General features: G+C 55.7%; 1 protein-coding gene. It reads right to left on the reverse strand.

The features are described from left to right. Positions 1 to 95: 95 nt before the first annotated feature. Positions 96 to 302 carry a phage head-tail joining protein gene (locus JW499_RS21880; RefSeq protein WP_000198149.1) on the reverse strand — a complete coding sequence of 69 codons (207 nt, stop codon included), beginning with the start codon at positions 300 to 302 and terminating at the stop codon, positions 96 to 98. Between the last annotated feature and the right edge of the window lie 55 nt (positions 303 to 357).

The raw sequence follows: 357 nt of genomic DNA on the forward strand, positions 1-357 counted from the left end.
CCCTCCAAATCCGCTGCCACCGCCGTGATAACCGGCATATTCGCGCAGCGATGTCATGCCGTCCGGCCCCAGAAGGGTGGGAATGGTGGGCGTTTTCATACATAAAATCCTGCAGGTCCCCTGCGTCGCTGTGTCATGCCGGTCTGCACTTCCAGCTCTGCAATATATTTTTTCAGGTCAGACACGGAAGTGGCCGTAAACTCCACCCTTCGTCCGTCTTTCTGTACTGTTGCCACCCGTTTACCTGTCATCAGGTCATGCAGTGCCGCACGGGCAGCGGCAAGTTCTTCCTGTCGCGTCATTCATCCTCTCCGGATAAGGCACGGGCGTAATCTGCCAGTGTTTTCTTGTTGGTTG

This window comes from Amphritea pacifica, from assembly GCF_016924145.1.
GTDB classification, from domain to species: domain Bacteria; phylum Pseudomonadota; class Gammaproteobacteria; order Pseudomonadales; family Balneatricaceae; genus Amphritea; species Amphritea pacifica.